This is a genomic window from Planomonospora antibiotica, from assembly GCF_014647955.1.
GTDB classification, from domain to species: domain Bacteria; phylum Actinomycetota; class Actinomycetes; order Streptosporangiales; family Streptosporangiaceae; genus Planomonospora; species Planomonospora parontospora.
Map to the genome: position 1 here is coordinate 1 of NZ_BMQE01000050.1, position 17,757 is coordinate 17,757.

The window sequence follows — 17,757 nt, forward strand, 5'->3', positions numbered from 1 at the left end:
TGGCCACCAGCGGTGACCTCAACCCGGCCACCTGCGGCTACTTTTACACGGCCACGGACAGATGCCGAGCTGAACACCCGCCCCAGTTTCCGCGGAGATAGCGGTTCAGCAGGCCACCCCGTAACAGGATCGGCGGCCAGGGCGATGGGCCGTTGCGCTGGTCCCAGAGAGAGCCTCTGTCACTGAGCCGGCTCGCCGAAGGGCAGGAGCTCATCGATGCCTTACCTGCAGTGAGTACGGCCCCGCCAAGAGTGCACACGGACCGTGCGGCCTCTTGCCCGGCTCGATCACACCCGGCCTGCTGGTCTGGCGCGGGCAGGCAGCGCTCACAGCGATGGCCATGGCCTCCGCCCTTGGGGCCAGGGGCAATCCAGCCACGCACGGATCTCCTCCGATGCCATCGCGAGAACGGAAGTGACGTAGCGCAACAGGGGTTGAGCGCCGCGTTCGGTGCGGGCGTTCATCTAACGGCCGGAGAACATCCTCCCCGGCCGCCGGTACGAGATCAGCGATGTCGATCGCGTGACCGTTCTCGCCGGGGGAGTGAGCGGCCGGGAGCTGCTCGACGCCCCCAGACTCAGTTGGACGGCTACCTCGAGGAGGATCCGATGTGTTCGAACATCGCGATGGTCGACGTGGCCGTGCTCATCCAGCGCCACTCGGTGGAGACCCGCCGTCACGAGCGAACTCCAGAGCCTCCTCGCGCAGGCCCTTCAGGATCTCGAAGTTGCGCACCATGACGTCGGGGTCGTAGGTGTGGTTCTCCTTCAACCGGGCGATCCGATCGAGCACCTCCTCGTCGGTCAGCTGGGCCAGCCAGGCCGTGATCTGACGGGCGCTCGGGGAGCCGTCCATCTGGCCGATCGTGTCGACGAGACCGTCCCGGGCCGACGCCGCGCGCAAGCGCTGCGTGTGGCGCTCTGCGGCCGACATCGTCGACCCCGCCGCCATCGCCTGACGCTCGTCCTCGTGTCCGACGGCGATTTCGTAGCGCGTCGGGAGCGCGGGCTCGGGCGGCTCCATACCCGTCACGAGGCGCGGCACCGCCTGAGTGCGGACCCAGTGAGAGATCTCCTCAAGCTCCTGCATCAGCACCGGCCACCGGTCCGTGCCCGGCCGGTTGATCCCGACCGTCGGGAACAATGTCATGGGGACCCGGGTGCCCATCGGGGTCTGGGCGATGACGTCGCCGACGCGCAGCGGCTCCTCGGGGCGCGGCGGGAGGTCACGGATCGAGCGGGGCCTCTGGTCGTCCTGGTACATGGCGGCTATGCGGACAGCCGTGATCGCCGGCGTCCGGTGCTTCGCGTGGTTCGTGTGGAGGACCAGCCGGGCCAGAGGGTGCATATGAGGATCGCTCTGACGGTGGAAGGGCTGCAGGCCGTCGATCCGCCGCACGAGCTCGCTGCCGGCCCGCAATGACGGCGGGCCGTTCTTCGCGCGCTTCTTCTTCCACTCCTCGAACGTCGCGTAGGTGCCCGACGCGGGCATCTCGACGAGCCTGGCCGCCTTCGCGTCCAGCGGTGAGCCGTCCAGGAACTCGACCTCGGCGAACAGCGCATGCTCGAGGGCGGCCCGCAGCGCCACCAGCGCGTCGGCCACGAGCAATGGAATCTTGCGGGGGATCGGAGCCACTCGTTCGACGACGGACCGACTGAACGGGCCCGCTGGCACCTCCGCCAGGCCGAAGACGCCGCCGGGCTGGGTCTGGTAGTCGAAGAGCAGGTCGGCGACCTGCCCGATCAGCTCGTCCGAGTGCGACAGCGTCGCGGCGACGCCGAGGTGGCGATCAGGGAGCCAGTGGTGCATCACGTCCTTCACGACGGGATTTTATGCGGCTGCGCGGCGCGCTCCTTTCCGCCCCGATCTTCCAGAGCCCAGGGGCGGAAGGTCCCGATTGACCGGAATAGTGCATCAGCTATCCCCGCCGCTCGCGGCGATTGCGTCGCGACGGCTCGTACGGCACCGCCGACTCCACCCATCCCGAAGATCACCCATGTTGGCGATCAAACCTTAGCGATCATGCTGCAGGCAGGCGAGACAGCCGGGGAATGCCTCATGATCGATGAGGCTGCCTCAAGTCCAGTGGGACTGGTGAACCACCTGCAGCGGCACTGCGAGTTTTGCCTGCTCAACACCGCGAGGGGAGCGAACACCGAGTGCAGCATAAGAATAGTTATGCATCAAAAGCGTGAGGATTCCTCGGGGGAGGGGCATTCTCCACCGCATCTCGGCATCCAGCGTCTCTACCGAGCACGTCGATCTGCACGTTGGCTCTATGGCTGCGCCGATCCATCCAGCACTGCAGGGTCAGTACGTCATAGTCCACCGAGCGGCGAACGCCTGGGCTGTCACTGCCGGTTGATGAAGGTGAGACAATAGGTAAATGCCGGATCCACTCCTGCCACGTCGTGACAGCAAACATAAGACCGGCAAGCGTGGCGTCGTGGCGGTGCATCACGCGGTACTCAACGAGCTGAACTGGGTTTTCCGGGAACAGTCCGATGAGGACTACGGCATTGATGCCCATATCGAAATCGTCGCTCAAGGCGATCAGCATGAGCTGGTAACCGGCCAGCTGATCGGCGCGCAAATCAAGGGTGGACCGACCCAGATCCGTGCGGCCACGGACCGCGAGGGCTGGTACTTCTACAGCACCAAGCTGCGGCAGTTGAACTACTGGCTCGGTCACAGCCTGCCGATCATCGTGATCGTCTACGACCAGGACACCGCCGCCTGTTACTGGCAGGCGGTCACTAATGCGACGGTGCAACGCACCAAGAAGGGCTTCAAGATCTTCATCCCGAAGGCGCAGCGCCTGGGTGCCTCCAGCCGGGAGGCGCTGGAGGATTTGGCACGCCGCCGCGGTCAGCACGCTCTGGAGGCCTATGACCGGTCCCTGTCACTGCTGCCCGAGGGGGCGTGTGCGGCGCTGCGGCATGCGCACGCCGTCGATCCCACCGCCGCGGCGCGAGTTGCTCAGCTGCTCGCCGACGGGCGGGCCCAGCCAGGAATGATCGCCTCACAGCTGCTCGGTGCTCAGCCGACCTGGTTGGTCGACAGTGATGCGGTCGCCTGGCTATGGAGTGCCATCGCCCTGTACGCAGACGCCCATCTGCACCATGAGGTCGCCGCACGCCTCTTCCTGCAGGCCGCCGCCTGCGGTGGCGAGTATGCCGACCGGCGCCGCGCCGTGGCCGGGCTGGCTTTCTACCGAGCCGACCTGCGCGAAGAAGCACGCCTGCACCTGCAGGCCGTGACGGCGGCCAACGCGCGGATGCTCGCCGATGTGGGCCTGGCGGCGTTGTCGGTTCCGCCCGGGGATGCGCGGCCCTTGCCGGAGCCGGAATCGATCACCACGGCGAGCCAGGCACAGATCCGCGAGGAGCCGGTGGTGGCGAACTTCCTGGCCGAGAATCGGCTCCGCGGCGGGGACTATGATTCCGCGATCGCGTTGCTGGAGTCGGTGCAGGAAAGCTCAGCAGGGCGTGATGCGCAGATCCGGCTGCGCCTGGCGGAAATGCTGCGCCGCCGGATGCATGCGCGCGGCGGGTTCGGCGGACCCGACAGCCACACGGCCCGTGCCCACGCCCGAGCCGCGCTGGAGGAACTGCGGCGCTGGGCCGGCCCCAGTTTCCTGGCGCTGAGCGAGCTGCTGGATCTGGAGATCCTCGACGGTGTCGCGCAAGAGGCGGTGACCATGGCGCTTCCAGCAGCGGCGGGCGGTACCGCGCTGGATGCAGAAGCCGCCCAGCCGGAGATCGCCCGCAAGGGCGCCACCGCGGCGCTGATGAGCCGAGATGAGCGCGCCCTGGCCCATTTCCGGCAGATACTGGCCGATGACGTCGGGCTGGCCCTGCTCAATGCCCAACAACAGGACCTGGCCGACCTATCCCTGCCGGAACGGCAGGAGTTGTGGCGAGGGGCCCTGCAGGCGACCGACGACGACCGTAGCCGAGCCATCATCGCCGCCCGCCTCACCGAGCTGGGCATCTGGCCGATCGCCGAACTTGAGGAGCTGCGGCAGCGATCGGCGATTCCCACCTGGATGTATCGCATGCTGGCGGCCAAGGCCCGGGCCGCGCACGGGCAGGTCGAGGAGGCCATCCGCGAGATGCGCATCCTCGCCGAAGAGTACGCCGGCGCGGCACTTGAACTGGTGCGCTTGCTGGACCAGGTCAGCGACGCCTCAGCGATGGAGGAGTGCCAGCGCCAATACCAGCGCTGGCACGACGGCATGCTCCTGGCCGTCATGCCCCACCTGAACCCGGCCGGCACCGACGTCGAACCGCTCTTCACGCGTCTGCTCGGTGATCGGCGGCTGCCGCGCGACGCGCGCGGCAGCATGCGTCGCCGGCTGGTGGCCATGGCAACCGCGCGCGGTGCCTGGCCACAGGTGGTCCAGCTGTGCGAGGCCGGGCTTGTCGAACACCCCGACGATGACCTGGCCTGGCAGTTGATCGCCGCCTGCCTGCATCTGCATGACATGCCCAAAGCCCGAGCCACCCTGGTCCGATACCGGCTGATTCCGCGCGATGAGAACACCGCTCGGTTGTGGGCGCGCCTGCACCTGGGTGCCGATCTGTCGATCGAGGCCGCTGAACTGGCGGTGGATCTGGCCGAGCGCTACGGGCCGGCGCTGGCCGAGCCCTTGGGAGTCATGCTGCTGCGGGAGATGAACCGCTCCCACACCGAGCAGCAGCCGTGGCCGCAGGCGCTCATCGACCGGGTCCACACGCTGGTAGCCACCGCTCAGGCATCCGGCTACGGGCCCGAACTGGTCGACCACGCCGAGCTGGTCCTCCGGCTCGAACAGCACGACTACGACGTCCTGGAGCAGCTGCGCCAGCAGGCCCATGCCGGGAAGATCCCGCTGAGTCAGCTCGCTGCCCGCGCGGCCCGCCCCTATGGCCAGGCGCTGTTGCAGCGGGCCGCGGGCGTGATCGTGGCGGCCGACCCTGAGCTCGGGCTCAATACCGCAGGTCAGGATGCCGCCCGCACCGTGCTGGCGAGCGGCCGGGCCGTGGCGGACCTATCGGCGCTGCTGCTGTTGCAGTTCCTCAACGATCACGGTCGCGACCTGCGCGCCCGTCTGCCCCATCTGATCATCAGCTCCAGCACCGCCGACGACGCCATCCGCACCCGCGATGCCATCTGGGCCGTCACCGGCGCCAGCTTCACCGCCCACCTGCACGACGGCGCCTTGCACCAGGACACCCTGAGTGCTCACGAGCGGGCATGGCTACGCGAGCTGGCCGCCCGGCTGGAAGAAGTAACCGCCCGCCTCAGCCACCAGGAGGCCGGCACCGGCCGCACACCCGCCGCCGATGCCCTCGCGCTGGCGGCCGGGCGCGGCATCGCCTTGTATGCCGATGACGTTGCCTTGCGGCAACTGGCCCGCGGCCGCGGGATCGCCACCTTCGGCACCGGCGACCTGATCGCAGCCCTAGGCGACCCGCCCGCCTCTCCCGCACACCTGCAGCTTCTCCTGGCCGAGCAATACGTTGTCGACCTGCCGCTCAGCGCCGAGCAGATCATCGAACTGCACCGGCGCGCCGAATGGCAGGTCGGCCCCGGCACGGCCGCGCTCGCCCGTCCGCAGTGGTGGCAGCATCTGGGCGCCAGCTGGCCCGCTGCCTGGCAGGCCATCGCGACCGCCGCCGCCCAGCACGCGGCCGGCACGCTCATCACCCTCACCCAGACGGCCCTGCGCGGCAGCCTGCAGCACGTACCGGCTGGCGAGCGCAGCCGCCGCTACCTGGAAGTGACCGTCGCCGCCCTGAAGGCCGCCCACCACACCGGCCAGAGTGTTCCCCCCGACGTCCTGGACCAGTTCGCCGACGGCTTTAACAACGCCATCCCACCCGCACCAAAGATCATCTTCCATGCGTTGCGCGCCGCCTTGCACCAGCACGGCACCGCCGACCCCGCAGCGGCCGCCGCTTGCCTACTGCCCAGCGTGTACGACGACCCGGCCACCTGGACCACCTGACCCTCTGTTCCTCAACCGATACGTCCAGCTCGGCGAGCAGACCTCTGCCCGCATCACCGCCGAGGCTGATCCAGCTCGACACCGCCGCTCCCACCGGCCGACAGCACAGGCTTTCGAGTTCCGCTGGCCCTTCGCGCCTCGGTCGCCTCTTGCCATGCCTTGTGGAGCTTGGCCGCATACGAGCGTGACGGCGCACGGCCGAAGGCCGTCATCATCCGCTCACGCGCCTGGGGGATCGAACCCTGGGTGTAGCCGAGCAAGGCGAGGAACGCCGGCCCCACATCACCACGTTGCAGGTCTTGTGCAGCCAGGGCGGCGATGTAGGTGGAGAGCTTCGCCCGATCGATCACGTCCCTCGCCTGCGTGTCTTGCAGGCGGCCGCTGAAATCATCACCGGTCAGCCGGATCCGGACAGCGATGACCTCCTCGAAGGAGAACACCCGATCCTCACTGCCGGTGAGCTGCAAGTGCTCATGCAGACTCGGCACGTACCCGTCCTGGTCATCACGCGGATACTCCACCGCTCATCCCCTCGTCGTGTTTCTGCTTCTTGAGCCAATCGGCGAAGCACTCTGGCCAGACGATCGCGATGCCGTGGTCACGACATGCGCGAACTAGGTCGCCGTCGGTTGGTTGGCGTTCGCAGGCGATGACGGGATGCACGCGTCGTCCCGGGGCAGCCAGTGCTGTCGCGTAGTGCAGCACCTGGCCGATGGCCAGCCGCACCTGCTGAACCTCGTTGGCGTCGGTAAGGCTCTTAACCTCGGTGACGTAGAGGTCGCCTGCGCCCAGGAACCATCCCAGGTCGTATTGGCTCTCGTCCGGGGCCGGGCGCAACGGGGTCAGATCAGCAGCCAGCAGCGCCTCGGCGAGCTGGTTCTGGACACGGTTGTGGGCGCGTAGCCCCCGCCCGGACAGATCGGGATCGCGCCCGCCGCCTTCTCGGGTGGTTGCCGCGAGTTCGGTGTGCTCGTCGACCGGTTCGTAGACACGCCCAACGCGAGCGTCGTCGGCGGCGGGGTGGACACGGTAACTGGAGTGGACTTCGCCGTGCTCGGCCTTGCCACGCTGGTGCTCGTTCCACCAGTACTGGCCGGACAGCTTGCCGAACAGCGGCGCCTCGGGCCGGTAGGTCTTGAAGTGGCCGCGGCAGATATGGAGCGCAGCCCCCAATCCATCGGTGCCGACCTTCCCGTCGCGCTCCAGCGCCTTGGTCACCGGATGGATGTCCAAGACGGAGTACCGGGTCAAAGGGACACCGCGACGCCGTTGATGCGCTCGCGACAGCTTCTCGGCCGGAACCTGTACGACGACGTCGACGTTCTTGCTGTGCATCAACCCGAATGTCATGGCCAGGGTGGCCATGGCGATGCCATAGCGCATGAACAGCGACTCGCAGAGGTTCTCCACGATGCCCGGGCGATCGGGATCCACGGGGAAGGACATCCTGGTGTACGGACTGGGTAGCTCACCTTCCGGGAGGTAGCGACCGTCGTCGCTGAGAAACCAGGTCATCAGGGCAAGGACGAAGGGCTTTCCCTTGTCCCATTCGACAAACAGTGTCGCATCCATCACCCAGCCGCCCTCGGCACGAGGCTGGCGGCTGACCCCCCAGCCGAAGGAGTGGTAACCCATCCAGTTGTCGATGCCCTGCGCCTCCACGAACGTGAACTCGTGCGACGGCACGACCGTCACCGTCGACAGCATCGCGTAGAGGTCATCAGGGGAGGTGCAGGGCCCCGGCGAGTTTGTGAATTGATCAGCTTGATGCGCTATGCCCGACTCGGAACAGGTCGAGGATGCGCTGGTGACCGTAAACATGGTGGCGTCGGGCGTAGGCGATGTTGACGTAGCCCGCATGACGCAGAGCGCCGATGGCGAGGTTGCGGAAGGTGGCCAGGGCGCGGGGGATGGTGCCGGTCCGCACCTGGTGAGCGTCTTCACCGAAGGTGACATCACGGACGTGATGAATGCCGTTCTCGATGGCCTTCCAGTGATCACGGACGTAGCGGGCGATCTGCGCGGCCGAGGCTTGATCGGCGGTCAGGTCGGTGACGCCGTAGACGACTTCCTTGCTGCGGCGTTGCCCGTCCAGGCCACCGCGGTAGCGCAGGATGCGGAAGACCTGACCGGCGTGCGGGAAGTCGATCCCGGTGGCCGCGGCAACGCGGGTGATGCGCTGTTCGGTGCGGCCGTGCCCGCGGTCGGCCTCCACGTGCATGGCATCGGCGAAATCGATGTCGGGGCCGGTCAACGCCGCGATCGCGGCGGCGTGCAACGTCGGCTGGTTGGCCTTGACGATCAGTACGTAGTGGCCGTGGTGGTCATCGACCAGCGCTCGCGCCGAGGCGCGCTGGGTGTGCAGCGCGTCCGCGGTGATGACCGCGCAGGCCAGTTCGGCCGGATCGAGCCGGTCAAGGAGCGGCCCCAGTGCGCTGATCTCGCTGCTTTTGGCGTCGACCTGGCGTTGGGCGCGCAGGGCGCCGGTGCCGTGCGCGGCCAGGCCCAGCAGGTGAACGCGGCCCCCGTCGGCGCGGCGGGCGCCTTTGAGCATCTTGCCGTCGGCGGCGTATCCGCGCAGTAGGCCGGTGGGCGCCGTTTGCGGGGGCCGCGCTGCGGCGCGTCGTGCCTCGCGTTCACGGCGGTGGCCGGGCGGGCTCGCAGCGCGGTCATCAGGCGGGCCATCGTCGAGTTCGGCCAGGAAGGCGCCGATCTGATCGTCGAGTTCGTCGTCGTCGAGTTCGGCCAGGATCCGGCGCAGGGTGCGTTCGCTGGGCGGCCGGCATCGTCCGGTGAGCGGGTCGCGCCACACGCCCAGGTCGGCGAGGACCTGTTGCGGGGCGTTGTCGGCCCATTGCTCGATGGCGGTCAGGCGATCGTTGCCCACGGCCACGGTCGCGCACGCCACCAGCGCCAGGACCGAGTCCAGGCGATGTCGCCGTCCCCGTGGTGAACGCGGGTCGCGAATCAGGGCGAAGTGTTCCAGCAGGCCCAGCCGGGCCGGTGAATCCAGGTGGATTCCCCCAAGCCGCAGGCGGTCGGCAGTGGTGATCAGGGATGATGGCGTAACGGGCACGGTTCCTCTTCGGGTCAGGCGGCTTAGACACCTCTGATCCTGGGGAGCCGTGCCTTTCTGTATCCGGCTGTTTGGTGTTTCCTGACCTGCGGTGTCGTACGCCTGCGAACGAACCCACTCAAAACATCAACTCGCCGGGGCCCTGAGGGGAGGTGTAGGTGTCGGTGAGGTAACGGGCGACGTTCTCGGCCGCGATCACTTTCGCCTTGCCCAACATGTCCGTCCGAACACCCGCGCCGACCTTGGGCCGGATACTGCGGGCAGCATTCTCGCCGCCGGGCCTGCTCAGAAGGTCGTAGAAAGGCTCCAGCGATTCCTCCCAACCCGGAACGCGGCTCGCCGCCACAGCGAGGTCGTAATAGCTGGGCGTCGACGCGCCCGCGGCCATGATCCGGTCGTGCAGCCGAGTCACTGATCCCCACCTTCGTCTATGACGGTCAAGGAAGACACCACCCCACAATGACGTCCGGCTACGACACTTTGCTCCGCAGTGCACGCACCCCAAGCCTGGATTCCGCGGCATCCTGAGCAGAACCGGCGACGCTCTCAAGGCGATCGTCGTACCCTTCAGAAGGTAATCGGACGCCAAAGACTCCTTGCTCAGCGTGCGGGCTGAAATCGGCGGAAGAAGAAGCGCTCGTCTCCACCCAGTTCACCCCCGTTTGGCCGGTATCCGCCGAATTCCTGGCGTGCCTCGGCGCCTTCGACGGCGAGCGCGGTTATCTGCACAAGCTGCGGACTGATCTCGGGATTCATGTCGAGTCGGAGAGTTGTGACCGGCGGCGGGTTCGCCTTAATGGGCTGGCACTGCGATCGTCAGAAGAGCGCAATAAAGCACTTAATGCCTTATTCGATCGCTACGTGCCGAAGGTGCGGCTGGAGTCCTCTATGGCGTGGATGCCCATCTGGGCACTCCATAGGGAAGGTGACGAAAACCGCATACCGGACAGTATATCAATACTGTTTGGTTAAAAGTGGGCTCCCCCGCAGAAGCAGCTGCCGTGAACGGGGCGATAGCGCATCCACCGCCTCCAGGGGTCCGCATCCGTCGGTGTGCCGATTTACCGTAGACCGCCTACAGCCAATGGATGACAACCCGCTCACGACGGTATCGCCCCATACGGTCAGCGGCTGCACCCTCAGGGGCTGGATCGCCGACCCGAATGCGGGCCTGTGGCACGGCGAGGCCGTCCAACTCGACGTGGCGGCCGACGGGACCGCGTGGGCCGGGCTCGGTGACCGTACCCCCTGCCGGGACATCCTGCTGACCGCCAACGTCTGCGACGCCTCGGGATCGCAGGCCGGGTGGGGGCAGTTCACCGGCTCCCACACCGGCGTCCCCATCGAGAACAACACCGTCGCCGGCACGCGCTGGGACGCGATCGGCACGCTCAACGCGCAGAACGTCCGCATCACCGGCAACACCGTGACCGGCCGCGCGGGCGGCATCTACGTGAAGTCGATCCAGGACCAGCCGCTGGCCACCGTCGAGATCACCGGCAACCGGATCAGCGGCATCGGTGACCGCGACGCCCTGGCGATCAGAACCGACGCGGCGGACGCCCCGATCACCGAAGCCGTCGTCGACGGCAACACCGTCGACTGCGCCGAAGTCCGCTACTACGGCGCCGTCACACCCAGGGCAGGCGCCGTACTCCAGTGCCGCTGACATGGTCATCCTGCGCGCCCCACACGACCGTCCCCGCCCCGGACGTCAGCCGCGCAACCGCTCAACAGTGATCACTCGTGCGGCTTCCACCTCAGTCGCCGCGCGGACCTCGACGAAACCGCTCTCGTTGCGCAGGATGGTGACGATCCCGGTGAGCAGCGTGTTCTGGCGGATACGGTCTCGAACGATGTGCTGCCGGTCGACCGACAGCACATCGACATGAGCGCGCTCGTCGGAGGCCCATACCCAGGCGCGGCCGCTGAACCCGGGATCGGGCCCGATCAGGACGGTGCGCACGCTGGAGGCCTCCAGCCGCAGGGTGGGTGCGCCGTGCGGGTTGAGCTCCCCGCCGATGCGCATGCTCGTCCGCAGTCGCGTGGCGTACTCCTCGATCTGCGACCGCGACCAGGAGCCAGAGCCCGCAGGCAGGCCGCCGAGCATATCGATGCGCAGATCGCCGAGTGCCTCCTCGGTGCGCTGCCAGGAGGCGGGTGTTTCCTGAGGGACGATGCCGCGGCTGATGCGGCCTTCGGCTTCGTGGTCCGAGGCGGGTGCCGGAGACTGAGCGGGGTGAGACCAGAGCAGTATGCCGGTCGGGGGTTCGGGTGCGGGCAGCGGGTGCAGGGCGGGCCACTCCCCCGAGATCGGCGCGGCGGAGCCGGGTGCGAGTGGAAGGATCTCGCGCATCCTGGCGGCGGTCTGGCCTCCTGTCTCCGACTCCGTGCGCAGCGCCGGGGCGGCGACATCGGCCAGTGGCCAGAACTGCAGCAGCCATGTCTCCTCGACGGCTTCGGTCAGAGCCCCATCACCGTCGGCAGGCCGGGTGCGGACGGGCCCGGCGTAGGCACGCAGGCCGTAGGCGAAGAACGGCGGGCCGATCAGCAGCATCTGTCCTGAGTGGCCGACCTCGAGGCTGCACAGGAACACGGTGCCGCCCGGGCTCAGGTAGAGGACCTGCCCAGCCTCACTCCAGGAGGTGCCGGGTGCGGGAGGTTCAGAGTCCCAGGCCTCCATGCGCACGTGCGCCGTTCGCGCCCAGGCCTGGCTTTTGATGCCAACTTGGCCCAGGGCGATCCGGCCGGGTTCGGTCAGCAGCGCGCCGGTCTCGGTTTCCTGTTCGGCGTCGTGACCGAGACCGGAGCCGTCGACCAGGTCGAACCGGCTGTAGGAGATCGGCATCTCGTCCTCGACGCTGCGGATCAGCTCGGCCATCGCGTCCCTCCACCCGTGATCATCACTTGCGGATGGAGACCTTAGCGACCATGGGTGACATAGGGACCTGTCGTTGGTGCTTGTTACTGAGCCGATCGTAAGTTCTGGGACTACCGGCGCTACGGCCTGATATAGGCCAGCTTCGGATCGGCGAAGAAGCCCCGGACGATGTCGGGACGTTTTTGCAGCCGGCGCATGCCGCGGTGCATGGCCGCGGCCAGCTCGTGCTCATCAGCGACCGCCTCACGGGCCGCCCTGGCCTTGATGTTCTGGTTGACCCACTCATCGGGGTTGAGCTCGGGTGCGTACGCCGGTAGGAAGAACAGGCGCAGCCGCCCGCCGGTGCGCGCGACGAAGTCGCGGACCGCCCGGGCGGTGTGGATCGAGGAGCCGTCGACGATCAGGACGATCGGGCGGGTGATGGTCCGCAGCAGCTGCGCGCAGAACCCGAGGAACGCCCAGCGGTCCATCACCCCGTGCCCCAGCCGGTAGCGCAGTGTGCCGTCGCAGGCCAGGGCCGAGAACATCTTCACCGACCGGCGGCCCGCCCCCGCGTGCGCAATCGGAGTACGCCCGACCACGCCCCAGGTGGTGCCCGAGCGGTGATCGACGCGCATGCTCATCTCGTCGGCGAACAGCACCACCGCTCCCCGCCGCCGCGCGCCGCGGCGGATCCGCGGGAAGACCGCGCCCATCCAGCGGGCGATGGCCGCCTCATCGCGCCGCGGCGACCGGTAGAGCGGGCGCTGCACCGACAGGCCCAGTGCGTGCAGCAACCGTCCGGTCGCCGCCACCGACAATCCGATGCCGAACCAGGTGGAGATCACCATCGCGACCAGCGCCCGGGTCCACAGCACCACCGCGCTGCCCAGTACCTGGCGGGGCGTGACATCGCGCACCACCGCCTGGACGGTCTGCTCCTGGCCGGGCCTCAGCCGCCGCGGCCGGCCCGGCGCCTTCTTGATCCGCAGGGCCTCGGTGCCGCCCGAGCGGGCCTGGCGTTTCCACCGGAAGATCGATTCGCGGCCCACGTCCAGGGCCTCGGCCACCCGGTCCGGTGACAGGCCCTGCTCCAGCAGCCGGAGGGCGAAGACCTTCTCCTCGAACGTCGCTCTGCGACCTTTTCTGGCCATCTCCCCAGCGTGCCCCGTACCGGCACGCTGTCCCCCACGGCCTCGAGCAAGTACCAAAACTTATGATCGGCTCAGTAGGTTTCTCAGCATGGTCATCGCGTACTTACTCACAGAGGATGAGCCGTCCAGCTGTGCGGAGCGATCAAGCAAGCATGATCACGTAGATGAGCAAGGTCGGCAGGGTGCTGATACTACTTATCTATGTGTTTCAGCGGCTTTTCCTTGCGCAGATTGGGCATCCAGACGGGTTTTTGCTTCTGCTGCGGTTCTTTAGTGGCGTGGTCCAGTCGTGACCACATCTCTGACAGTGCCAGTTAATTTGCTTCTGGCTGCCTGCAGTTATCTCATATGGTGTTACGGAATTTTTCTCGTAGTCCCAATCGAGAAGTAGTTCGGGGCGGATAGCGGCAAGGCAGTTTTCGGAATCAACTCTCCTCCCTGCACAGTATGGGCAGCCGCGTCCGCGCACACGATCGCAAATTTTCTGCTCGAATCGATGTCCTTTGCCGCAGATCCAGCTGATTTTTCTGCTGCTTTTTGTGTTAACCTGCCGGGGCGTCAATTCGCCGTTGGACGCCTCATCCCACTCAGCTGCCATATCGGGATGGGTTATGGCTAGCGACTCATCGCCGAGATCACGTTGGGCGACGTGAATAAGCATTTCACGTGCGAGCTCCTCTCCGAGAAGCTGGCCTTTTTCAACATAATCTTTCGCCGCTTCGTAGGTCGTGCCTTCAATCCATCCGCGTTCAAGCATGCGGCGGACAGTCGCAGCCGCAGCCTCAAGAGGTTTCACATTGGCGGGAACCTCTACGTCGTCAGCGTGCAACGAGGAGAGTGGATGCTCTCGAACCCGAATCAGATGGTAACCCGCTTTACGGAGCTGGCGGCTTTTACGACAATCGTGTTCCAATCGAGGGGCATGCCAGTAGGCGCCGTCGAACTCGATCGCAATCGTTCTTAGTTTCGTGGTGATGGTGATGTCGACCGGTCCGGCGCGAGAAGGCAGCTCAGATATATTGACATGGTGGCGCACAGCATCGGTGCCTAAAATTGGTTCGAATACTGCCAGAAGTTCGGTGAACAAGCGGACTTCTTGGCCTGATCGGTGTGAGGTGCTGCAAGTTGGGCATCCGGTTCCCTGACCTGTGCGCATGGCAATGACTGCTTGCCATTCATGGCCACGCGCGCAGATCCACCAAACTTTGGTGCTGGAGTAGGGTGCCATACTCTCAGGTCGGCATGCCGTATTTTTCTCGGGATGCCATTGGCGGACGATTTCCGGGAATAGGCCGGCTAAGCTTTGGCTGGGGACTACAGATCGACCTGAACATGCCGGACATTTACTCCGGCGACGGTTCGCCGGTGAAGCCGAATAAGATGGATGGCTTTTGTCTATAAGGCATTTCCAGAAAAACTTTCGATTGGATCCTGCCTTGATCATGTATGGAGTGTAGGGGTGATTTCGCTCGTCGTCCCATTCGGCTATCAAATGGGGAAGCTTCTCGGCTAAAGATTGGCCAGGATCGGGGTGGTCTCGGCGAGCTCCCGAGCAACTTCTGCACCCGAACTCAGACCCCTTGTCATTATATATTTTGAATCGGTTTGCAACTACTGCTTTGAATTCGGTCCCGCATCGACGACAGCGCCACTCTGCGCTCAGGTGACTTCTATAAGAGACAGCGTCAGGGGTTGCAGTTCCGTTTTTTGTCGGGTGCCATTCCTGAGCGAATTCCGGCATGCGGTCACTTACGCTATTGCCGGGTCGAGCAGGTCGGGAAATCCCATCGGCCACATGCCGTCCTGTACTCCGGGACACATGGTGATTATGCCTTGTATCACCGACAAAGCAAACCCGGATAGCAGAAAATGACGTTTTGTCCACAAAGGGGCCTGAGGGGCCCCTGATACAAAAGCTTTCGGAATTTTCCGCATCTGCTCAGCGGAGCACACGGCTACGAGTGACGAACCCGAGGAGTCGACTTACGGCATCTTCTCAACATCGAGCCGGAGCGGGAGGTACAGCTCCGGCTCGGCAGTGACGATCGGCCAGCCGGTCTGCACCGCCACCAGGCAGCAGTGCGCGGCGCACACGTCGCGGTGCAGCTCCGGGTACGGCGCCGCCAGGTAAGCGGCGTTTTCCAGGTCGATGCGATCGCTCAAGGCGTGTAGCGCGACTCCGGGTGAGGTCACCAGGTCGAACAACATCGGTTGTGCGCGCGGCCGACGGGCGATGGTCACCTGGTAGGCCGAGGCCGGGACAACCAGAGTGGCACCGTCGCGAGTGGCGACGTTGAGCAGGGTGCGCTGGTAGCCCTCGGGAGCGGCGGCGTACTGCAGGAGCGCGGACGGATCGAAGATCTTGCCGTAGTTGGTCACGCGCTCACTCGCGCCGGGTCCTCACCGCTGCGCCAGAACTGCTCCATGCGCTCGACGAGCGTGGGGTCCTCGGCGCGGACCGCTTCGACGGCGCGGCGGGCCTCGGCGACCTGACCCGGCGTGGCGACGCGTACGGCGGAGACGAAGGTGCCGTACAGCCGCTTCCGTAGTTCGTCGATCCCGGGGATGCCGGGTGCCTGGTCGCTCATGGTCTCCACCATAGCGCGCCCGGTGTGCGCGCTCCAGGCATGTGGCGTCTTGTTACTGGTAAACGCGGCTTTTGCGGGCGAGGGCGGCAGTTCGTTGCTGGCGCTTACCACTGACGGTGTGAGCCGATGTCAGCCTCTTCCCTTGGGCGGGCGAGGTCACCGCTTCATCACGGTGCACAGACGCTCGCTATTGCATCGCGGTCGCTTCTCCGTAGACTCTCTTGACTAGATCATGACAAACTCTGTCAGAAGCGTTCAGATGGGGTCTTCCTCTCTCTTCGGACGCTCTGATCCGAATCACCGCCGAAGCGGCCAGGCAGCGATGGCGTCACGGGGGACCCAGCGCAGCCGCATCCAGCCTGACCGCATCCAATGATCGAAACGGGGCGTGGACGTGAGTGCATCCGCCGACGGCACAGGCGCCGTCAATCTGCTCGATCTCACCGACGGCTCACCGGTGAGCGCCGGGGACGGTACGGCATCCGGCGACAGCGACACCCACAGTGAGCCCCGAACTGGTGCGAGCACCGCCTACGGATCTGACTCCCCCCACGACGGGGAGGTCAAGGAAGACATCGAACCGGACTTCTGGGGCGACGATGAAAAGCCGCGGCGGTTCTCGCTTGCGCCCCGGACGGCGCTGCTGGTCGGCACGGGCGTGCTGGTGATCATCACCGTTGCGGTGATCATGTTCTTCCTGGGCCGGGACCGGCCACCGCCGCCAGAAAGCGCCGCTCCGGTGCCGTCGGTGCCGGTCGTGCAGGAGCCCGATCCGGTCGTGGTGGAACCACCTCCTCCCCCGGTCATCAGCGAACCGCCCTCGCCACCGCCGGTTAAGCCGCGTGCCACCCGCCGGGCGGAGGCGAAGAGCACGGTGCCGCCCCCGCCGCAGGCCAGGGTCACCTCGGCGCCGTCGCGGCCGCCGGTCCGCCGCACGCCCGCCCCGGTGGCGCGGTTGACCGGTGCGCCGACGGCGGCCCCGCCCCCGCCGGACGCGCCCGGGCAGGGCTGGCCCGCCCGGCCGGCGAGCGCTCCCCCGCCCCCGGCCGGGCGGCCGCCGCTGACGGTCTCGGCGACCGCGGTGGATCTCAGCGCGGCGCGCACGGCGCCGCTGGTGCTGGCGGCGCGCGAGCCGGTCAGCTGGAGTATTAGTTCCAGCGCGGGTCTGGTGGTCTCGGCCACCGCGGGGACGCTGACGGCCGGGCAGAGCGCCACCGTCGTGGTCGGCGCGGCGCCGTCTCCCGCCGGGGCGCCGCCGGCCGGGTGCGGGCAGGCGCGCCGCGGCTCGGTCACGGTGCAGTGGAGCGGCGGCGCGGATCCGGCGCGCACGGCGGGGACGCACACGGTCGCGGTGGCGTTGTGGGTGCCGTGCCGATGAGCGCCCGCCCCGTCCACGATCCTCCAGCGGCGGGGGTGGTGCGGCTGCCCCATACCGGGCTGCAGGTGCCCGATGCGCGGCTGCGGGTGGTGCGCTGCCGCCCGCGCTATGCGAGCCGGTGGGAGTACCGGGCGCTGCTGGTGCGGGGCGAGCAGCGGGTCGGCCACATCCGGGGTCCGCTGCCGGATGTGGCCGAGCCCGGTCCAGCGGGTGTGGCGGGCGGCGGGCCGGTGGTGTCGTTCCATCCCCGCGGGCGGGCCTTCACCGAGGCCGATCTGGAGGACTTCGCGGCCGCCTGCCGCCTGGACGGCCAGGTGCTCTCGAGCGCGCGGGTGCTGACGCTGCTGGTCGATGAGTACCGGATCGAGCAGATGGTGCGCGGGTGCGCGCGCCGGGGCGGGGTCATGGCCCGCTGCTGCGGTGAGGGCTGGGTGCACTACATCCCATTGCGGGCTTATCCGCGTAGCGCCGGGCAGTGCGCGGCCGCGCTGGCGCAGCTGGAGCGGGCCAGCGGGGTGGGCGGCCCGTGGCGGATCTGGGACGGCCGGCACTGGAGCCCGCTGTCGGTCGGCTCCGGGCCGGACACCTCGCCGGGATGTGCCTGATGGCCGCGGACCGTGCCCTTGTCATTGCGCGTCGCCGGTTCGGCGTCCCTGGCCCAGCGGGCCGGGCGCGGGCGCGTGCTGGTCTTTGCCTGTGGGAGTGAATC

Annotated in this window: 15 protein-coding genes and 1 pseudogene; 4 read left to right on the plus strand and 12 right to left on the minus strand. The window is 67.1% G+C overall.

What is annotated here, in order from left to right:
- Positions 1-645: 645 nt before the first annotated feature.
- Positions 646-1,821 (minus strand): hypothetical protein, encoded by a 1,176-nt coding sequence (locus tag IEZ06_RS30165; RefSeq protein WP_189240084.1) that lies wholly within the window; start codon positions 1,819-1,821, stop codon positions 646-648.
- Positions 1,822-2,386: 565 nt separating this feature from the next.
- Here IEZ06_RS30165 and IEZ06_RS30170 point away from each other — a divergent pair.
- Positions 2,387-5,992 carry a DUF4365 domain-containing protein gene (locus tag IEZ06_RS30170; protein WP_189240085.1) on the plus strand — a complete coding sequence of 1,202 codons (3,606 nt, stop codon included), beginning with the start codon at positions 2,387-2,389 and terminating at the stop codon, positions 5,990-5,992.
- A 53-nt stretch (positions 5,993-6,045) separates the two neighbouring features.
- Here the strand turns inward: IEZ06_RS30170 and IEZ06_RS30175 are convergent, their stop codons facing one another.
- The 5 genes from IEZ06_RS30175 to IEZ06_RS30195 all read right to left on the minus strand — a co-directional run bounded on the left by IEZ06_RS30175 (position 6,046) and on the right by IEZ06_RS30195 (position 9,824).
- Positions 6,046-6,513 (minus strand): hypothetical protein, encoded by a 468-nt coding sequence (locus tag IEZ06_RS30175; RefSeq protein WP_189240086.1) that lies wholly within the window; start codon positions 6,511-6,513, stop codon positions 6,046-6,048.
- Positions 6,497-7,699, minus strand: coding sequence for a hypothetical protein (locus IEZ06_RS30180; protein ID WP_189240087.1), 1,203 nt, complete (start codon positions 7,697-7,699; stop codon positions 6,497-6,499). Before IEZ06_RS30180 ends, IEZ06_RS30175 begins: the two co-directional genes overlap by 17 nt.
- 52 nt (positions 7,700-7,751) lie before the next feature.
- On the minus strand, positions 7,752-9,068 hold the full coding sequence (locus IEZ06_RS30185; protein WP_189240088.1) for an ISAs1 family transposase: 1,317 nt from the start codon (positions 9,066-9,068) through the stop codon (positions 7,752-7,754).
- Between the two features lie 118 nt (positions 9,069-9,186).
- Positions 9,187-9,480, minus strand: a complete 294-nt coding sequence (locus tag IEZ06_RS30190) for a hypothetical protein (RefSeq protein WP_189240089.1) — start codon at positions 9,478-9,480, stop codon at positions 9,187-9,189.
- 188 nt (positions 9,481-9,668) lie between these two features.
- Positions 9,669-9,824: a hypothetical protein gene (locus IEZ06_RS30195; protein WP_189240090.1), complete on the minus strand. Its 156-nt coding sequence runs from the start codon at positions 9,822-9,824 to the stop codon at positions 9,669-9,671.
- 328 nt (positions 9,825-10,152) lie between these two features.
- Here IEZ06_RS30195 and IEZ06_RS30200 point away from each other — a divergent pair, with 328 nt between their 5' ends.
- Positions 10,153-10,737, plus strand: coding sequence for a right-handed parallel beta-helix repeat-containing protein (locus tag IEZ06_RS30200; RefSeq protein WP_189240091.1), 585 nt, complete (start codon positions 10,153-10,155; stop codon positions 10,735-10,737).
- A 45-nt stretch (positions 10,738-10,782) separates the two neighbouring features.
- Here IEZ06_RS30200 and IEZ06_RS30205 read toward each other — a convergent pair whose 3' ends face one another.
- The 6 genes and pseudogenes from IEZ06_RS30205 to IEZ06_RS30225 all read right to left on the minus strand — a co-directional run bounded on the left by IEZ06_RS30205 (position 10,783) and on the right by IEZ06_RS30225 (position 15,670).
- Positions 10,783-11,949 (minus strand): hypothetical protein, encoded by a 1,167-nt coding sequence (locus IEZ06_RS30205; protein ID WP_189240092.1) that lies wholly within the window; start codon positions 11,947-11,949, stop codon positions 10,783-10,785.
- 119 nt (positions 11,950-12,068) lie between these two features.
- Positions 12,069-13,082, minus strand: a complete 1,014-nt coding sequence (locus tag IEZ06_RS30210) for an IS630 family transposase (RefSeq protein ID WP_189240093.1) — start codon at positions 13,080-13,082, stop codon at positions 12,069-12,071.
- 208 nt (positions 13,083-13,290) lie between these two features.
- Entirely contained in the window at positions 13,291-14,169 is an 879-nt protein-coding gene (locus IEZ06_RS36825; RefSeq protein WP_229798911.1) for a zinc-ribbon domain-containing protein, read from the minus strand.
- A gap of 39 nt (positions 14,170-14,208) precedes the next feature.
- A pseudogene (locus tag IEZ06_RS37755) lies at positions 14,209-14,823 on the minus strand (zinc-ribbon domain-containing protein); the annotation flags it as partial.
- Between the two features lie 242 nt (positions 14,824-15,065).
- Positions 15,066-15,461, minus strand: a complete 396-nt coding sequence (locus tag IEZ06_RS30220; RefSeq protein ID WP_189240095.1) for a hypothetical protein — start codon at positions 15,459-15,461, stop codon at positions 15,066-15,068.
- A complete protein-coding gene (locus tag IEZ06_RS30225) occupies positions 15,458-15,670 on the minus strand; it encodes a hypothetical protein (protein WP_189240096.1) in 213 nt (70 codons plus the stop codon). The genes IEZ06_RS30220 and IEZ06_RS30225 overlap by 4 nt, the downstream gene beginning before the upstream one ends.
- 388 nt (positions 15,671-16,058) lie before the next feature.
- Here IEZ06_RS30225 and IEZ06_RS30230 point away from each other — a divergent pair, with 388 nt between their 5' ends.
- Together IEZ06_RS30230 and IEZ06_RS30235 are read left to right on the plus strand one after the other, a co-directional pair.
- The gene (locus tag IEZ06_RS30230; RefSeq protein ID WP_189240097.1) at positions 16,059-17,048 is read left to right on the plus strand and encodes a hypothetical protein; all 990 of its coding nucleotides are present in this window, start codon (positions 16,059-16,061) and stop codon (positions 17,046-17,048) included.
- A complete protein-coding gene (locus IEZ06_RS30235) occupies positions 17,045-17,653 on the plus strand; it encodes a hypothetical protein (RefSeq protein WP_189240098.1) in 609 nt (202 codons plus the stop codon). Before IEZ06_RS30230 ends, IEZ06_RS30235 begins: the two co-directional genes overlap by 4 nt.
- Positions 17,654-17,757: the final 104 nt, after the last annotated feature.

Excerpts from the sequence above, each read along its gene's own strand:
- IEZ06_RS30180 (WP_189240087.1), bottom strand. The coding sequence starts at position 7,699 with ATGCTGTCGACGGTGACGGTCGTGCCGTCGCACGAGTTCACGTTCGTG.
- IEZ06_RS30195 (WP_189240090.1), bottom strand. The coding sequence starts at position 9,824 with ATGAATCCCGAGATCAGTCCGCAGCTTGTGCAGATAACCGCGCTCGCC.
- IEZ06_RS30200 (WP_189240091.1), top strand. The coding sequence starts at position 10,153 with ATGGATGACAACCCGCTCACGACGGTATCGCCCCATACGGTCAGCGGC.
- IEZ06_RS30170 (WP_189240085.1), top strand. The coding sequence starts at position 2,387 with ATGCCGGATCCACTCCTGCCACGTCGTGACAGCAAACATAAGACCGGC.
- IEZ06_RS30235 (WP_189240098.1), top strand. The coding sequence starts at position 17,045 with ATGAGCGCCCGCCCCGTCCACGATCCTCCAGCGGCGGGGGTGGTGCGG.
- IEZ06_RS30225 (WP_189240096.1), bottom strand. The coding sequence starts at position 15,670 with ATGAGCGACCAGGCACCCGGCATCCCCGGGATCGACGAACTACGGAAG.
- IEZ06_RS30205 (WP_189240092.1), bottom strand. The coding sequence starts at position 11,949 with ATGGCCGAGCTGATCCGCAGCGTCGAGGACGAGATGCCGATCTCCTAC.
- IEZ06_RS30210 (WP_189240093.1), bottom strand. The coding sequence starts at position 13,082 with ATGGCCAGAAAAGGTCGCAGAGCGACGTTCGAGGAGAAGGTCTTCGCC.